Source organism: Clostridium sp. DFI.5.61 (assembly GCF_024462915.1).
Classification (GTDB): domain Bacteria; phylum Bacillota; class Clostridia; order Oscillospirales; family Oscillospiraceae; genus Lawsonibacter; species Lawsonibacter asaccharolyticus.
Genome location: NZ_JANGBZ010000103.1, coordinates 1 through 4,786 on the forward strand (window position 1 = coordinate 1; position 4,786 = coordinate 4,786).

The 4,786-nt window shown below is 60.3% G+C and carries 5 protein-coding genes; all 5 read right to left on the minus strand.

Translation table 11 applies throughout. The annotated features are described in order from the left end of the window. Positions 1 to 66: 66 nt before the first annotated feature. On the minus strand, positions 67 to 543 hold the full coding sequence (locus tag NE584_RS19080; protein WP_050622896.1) for a DUF4358 domain-containing protein: 477 nt from the start codon (positions 541 to 543) through the stop codon (positions 67 to 69). Then, the gene (locus NE584_RS19085) at positions 540 to 1,520 is read right to left on the minus strand and encodes a GDSL-type esterase/lipase family protein (protein ID WP_256183521.1); all 981 of its coding nucleotides are present in this window, start codon (positions 1,518 to 1,520) and stop codon (positions 540 to 542) included. The genes NE584_RS19080 and NE584_RS19085 overlap by 4 nt, the downstream gene beginning before the upstream one ends. Positions 1,521 to 1,571: 51 nt before the next feature. Then, positions 1,572 to 2,024 (minus strand): threonine/serine exporter family protein, encoded by a 453-nt coding sequence (locus NE584_RS19090; protein ID WP_050622898.1) that lies wholly within the window; start codon positions 2,022 to 2,024, stop codon positions 1,572 to 1,574. Between the two features lie 21 nt (positions 2,025 to 2,045). Then, positions 2,046 to 2,807: a threonine/serine exporter family protein gene (locus NE584_RS19095; protein WP_108980013.1), complete on the minus strand. Its 762-nt coding sequence runs from the start codon at positions 2,805 to 2,807 to the stop codon at positions 2,046 to 2,048. A gap of 224 nt (positions 2,808 to 3,031) precedes the next feature. Beyond that, a complete protein-coding gene (locus NE584_RS19100) occupies positions 3,032 to 4,450 on the minus strand; it encodes an MATE family efflux transporter (RefSeq protein WP_077138682.1) in 1,419 nt (472 codons plus the stop codon). Positions 4,451 to 4,786 lie beyond the last annotated feature (336 nt).

Below are 4,786 nucleotides of genomic sequence, written 5' to 3' on the forward strand. Positions count from 1 at the left end.
CCCCCCCCCCCCCCCCCCCCCCCCCCCCCCCCCCCCCCCCCCCCCCCCCCCCCAGTCTATCTCCCTTTACTGCTCCAGCACGCCCTGAGCCGCCTCCAGGTCGCCGGCCACCAGCAGCAGCACAGTGTTCTCCCGCTGCTGGATGACGGCGCTCTCCAGCTTGGGCAGCTCCTGAGGACGGTAGTCCCGGTTGGAGTCTATCTGCTTCTGCACATAGTCTCCCAGCACCTGGACGGCTGTCTGCGCTTGGTCCCCGCTGGTGAAGACCAGGACAGCCCCCTCCTCACAGGTGGCGCCCGCTGAGCGCAGTACCTTGGCGGCGGTCAGATCCTCCCGCTCCAGCCCGGAGTTTCCCAAGCCGTAGAGGGTAAAGGCAGTGTCGCCGTCCAGCTCCTCCAGTTCCTCAGAGAAGGCTCCAGCGTCCGCCAGCGCCTGGAGGGTGATCTCCGGGTCAAACCCAGCCTTCTCCTCCGCGCCGCCGCAGGCGGCCAGCGGCAGCAAAAGCAGAAACAGTACCGCCGCTATCCCAGCAAATCGTCTCATGTCTCAGTTCCCTCCGGATAAAGTGTTTCGAAGTCCACAGTATGGACTTTCAGATACTCCAGCCACTGCTTGCAGTAGTCGCTCTTCAGATGCACCCCGTCCTTGCTGGCCTCCTCGGGCAGTTCCCCGTTCTCATTGGCAAATTCGGAATACAGGTCCAGAAACACCACCTGCTTTTCCTCTGCCGCTTTCTGCATCAGGCCGTTGTACACCCGGAGGTGCTCGTTGGTCAGATAGCTGGGGCCGCCAGATGCCGCCACCACCGACTCGTTCAGAGGGATCAGGCCCTGGATGTAGATGACCGCGTCGGGCTGGCAAGCCCGGATAGCATCGATGGCGTCACAGTATGCCTGGTAAAAGCCTTCGTCGTTGTAGTAGCCCAGCTCATTGACGCCCAGGGACAGGTACACCTTTCCATATTCGCCCAGCTCCAGGGCCTCCAGCAGCGTATAGGCGGTCCCATCAATCGTGATCACCTTTTTCTCCGCCAGCTTGAAGATGGACAGGCCATTGGAGGTCAGGTTGGTCCCAGTCCCGATCCCACTGTAAAGCAGGAAGCCGTCCGTGCGGGAGTCCCCCACAAAAGCGGCGTCCTCAAAGTAGGTGTTGTCCACTGCCGGACTCTCCGGCGCGGGCTGGGAGAAGTCGTAGCTGCTCTCTCCGCTCTCTCCCACATGGGCAGGCTTGTCCTCCGGGCTGTTTGGGACGTTCCGCCCCTGTTCTGATCCGCCGGACAGGGTGGAGGGCTCTCCCTCCGGCACAGCTCCGGCAGGGCCCTCTCCAGGCACATTATGATCCGGCGCCCCGGAGGGGTCAGCCGCCGGGGTACCGGCCTCCGGCTGAGCACTCTGGGCAGGCGGGTCAGCCGACTGTCCCTGGGCGGAGCTGCCTGCGCCGGGGCTGCCGCCGCACCCGGTCAGGCTGGCCGAGATAGCCGCTGCCATCAGGAAACAGAGAAAGGAAGGAAAACGCTTCATCAGATTACCTCCAAAAATTCCAGTCGCATGATTCTCTCTCTTTGCCCCGTCTCAGGACCCGGCCGGCCGGTGGTACAGCCGAGGAAACACCGTCCGAAATACAGACGAGGCCAGCATGGCTCCCACCGCCAGGGCCGCCGCCATCCCAAAGGTGTGCAGCAACTCAGCCAGGAACCGGTCTGTATCTCCCGCCACGCAGTAGCTCATGGCGTAATAGATACCTCCCCCCGGAACCAGGGGGAGAAGTGCTACCAGCAGATAGCCGGTCACCGGGCAGCGGCGCAGCCGGGCCATGATCTCCGAAAAGACGCCTATGGCCACCGCAGCCAGGAACGCGGCCACGATGCTGCTGCCCGCCAGCAGATACACCAGCCAGCCCAGTCCTCCCCCGAAGCCGCAGATCAGCTTTCCTACGCCGTGGATGTTGAAGACCAGTGTAAAGCCTACGCAGGCCAGAAAGGCCCAGAGGCAGGGCAAGACATAGTCCAGAAAAATTCGCTCCATCCCGATCCACCTCCAACGGTCCTAAAGCATCTGGCCGATGGCCAGCCCCACCACCGTGCCCAGGGCAATGGCCGAAGCCACCAGGATGGCGTCCGCTGTCCGGCTCAGGCCCGAGATGATGTCCCCGGCCATGATCTCCCGCATGGCGTTGGTCAGCGCCACGCCGGGCACCAGCACCATCAGCACACCGATAGTCACAGTATCCACGTCGTATCCGAAGCCCAGGCGCACCAGCAGCAGGGAGAGCAGCGAGCCCACTGTGCTGCATACTACGGTGCGGAAGAAGCTGTTGCTCCCAATGAACCGCCCCCCATATAAAAGGCAGATCCCTACCGCCAAGCCGCACACGAAAGCACACAGGCCGTCCAGGAAATGACCTCCGAATAGAAGGGTGAAAAAAGCGGGGGCCAAACCATACCCCATCAGTACCTGATGGGACGAGTAGCGGGGATACCCTCTCTCCAGGGCGGAGACCAAGCTCTGGGCATCCTCCAGTGGTGGGACCTGGCTGCATAGATGCCGGCACAGGTCATTGCACCGCTCCAGCAGCTCAATGTCTGTCCCATGGCCCGGGATGCGCCGCATCCGGGTGATAGGATGCCCCTGGGGCGTAGTCACGCTGACGATGATGCAGTTCGGGATGGCAAACACCTCCGGCCGCTCCAGGCCATAGGCATTCAGCACCCGATGCATGGATTCCTCCACCCGGTAGATCTCCGCCCCGCTGGCCATCAGCTGGTATCCCAGATCCGTGGTCAGATTGAGCAGTCTGTCATAGTCCATAGCCTCCCCCTCCTCCTGCAACAGAATACCGGGTTTCACTGCCGGATGCAAGCAACAATTTTGTTACAATCCCCGCGCCACGGGGCCATGCAGAGAGAAGGGGCCCTTCTACCTAGTTCAGACGGTCATGACGCCAGAAAAGTTTTCTGTTGGTCGATTTTTTCTTTTTAAACAGGCAGAAGCGGCTGAGATCTCCGCGCAGAGACCCCAGCCGCTTTTTCTTTTCACTGCTCCGTCGCTTCCGGATGGTGTCCATCCACAGACAGATAGGAGGGACCGCTCCCCTGTACCTTGGCGTACGCCTTTTTCCGAATCGCCAGGAACATGATGATGTGGACCGCTCCTGTGATTGCCCAGGTGATGGGATAAGAGATATACAGGTTCCCTGGAACCGGGTCCAGGGGGAACACGAACCAGACCCACAGCAGGCGCAGCACACAGGAGCCCAGCAGGGAGACCACCATGGGCACGATAGAATAGCCGATCCCTCTTAGGATGCCCACCATGGTATCCATAATACCACAGATGGCGTACAGCCGGCCGATATAGGACATCCGCACCAGCCCCTGCTGGATCACGTCCGGCTCCCCAGGTGCGTAGATGCCAAGGAGCTGAGAGCCGAAGAAAAAGGCCAGGTTACCCAGGATCAGGCCGGTCAGAATCACAAAGCCCTGGCAGTAGAGGGCCACCTTGTCCACGCGGTCGCATTTGCCGGCACCATAGTTCTGCCCGCTGAAGGTCAGGGCGCTCTGATAGAAAGCGTTCATGGCCGCGTAAACGAAGCCCTCGATATTCTGGGCTGCGGCGGACCCCGCCATTACCGTGTCGCCGAAGGAGTTGATGGAGGACTGGATCACCACATTGGACAGGGAGAAGATGACGCCCTGGAAGCCGGCGGGCAGGCCCACCTGAAAGATCCGACCGATGACCCGCTTGTTCAAGTGCATCCGGTGAAGGTTCAGGTGCAGCGCCCCGTGCTCCCGCATCAGGCAGCGCAGGATCAGCCAGGCAGAGACATACTGGGAAATGCTGGTGGCCATGGCGACACCTGCCACATCCAACCTGCAAACGATGACAAAGAACAGGTTCAGCACCACATTGAGCACACCTGCAGCCAGCAGGAAATAGAGCGGGCGCTGGGTGTCTCCCTTGGCGCGCAGGATGGCGCTGCCGAAGTTGTACACCATGGTGGCCGGCATGCCGATGAAGTAAATCCTCAGATACACCGAGGCCAGCCCGATCACATTTTCCGGGGAGGACATCCACTCCAGCATTTGGCGGGCCATAATGACGCCGAAGATCATCAAGACCACGCCGCTGATCATAGCCAGCAGGATGGAGGTGTGCACAGCGCGGTTGGCCTCGGCCTTCCGTCCGGCGCCCAGGTCCTGGGCGACCACCACATTGGCACCCACCGACAGACCTACAAACAGGTTGACCAGCAGATTGATCAGTGCGGTGTTGGAGCCCACAGCAGCCAGGGACGCCTTTCCGCAGAACTGGCCTACCACCACCACATCCGCCGCATTGAACAGGAGCTGCAGCAGGCTGGAGGCCATCAGCGGCAGCGCAAACAGCAGGATCTTGTTGGCAAGCGTCCCGTTGCACATATCGATTTCATAGCCCTTGCTCTGTCTTCTCATGGGTCGATCCGCCATTCCTTTCCATCTATCCCGAAAGCTTCAGACCTTCTCTGGTCACACTCTATCTCTACTATATAATCCTTAACACACTCCCGCCCACTTTTCAAGGCCCTTCTTCCCATTTCTCTGAAATTTCCTCTATTCGCCTGTCCGCCGCTAAGTTTTTCACAAAATTTCCGTTACTTTTACAAGGTTCCTACTCCGCTTCTCTTCTTGTCCCTCAAGCGCAGGAGATGCTCCGACCTGCGGAACTCCCTATGTGCTATGCGATTTGAATTTTCGTCTACCAAAAGTCTACCAAAAAAGGGCGGCGGTGGCCTGGAGTTTCAGGGCCTT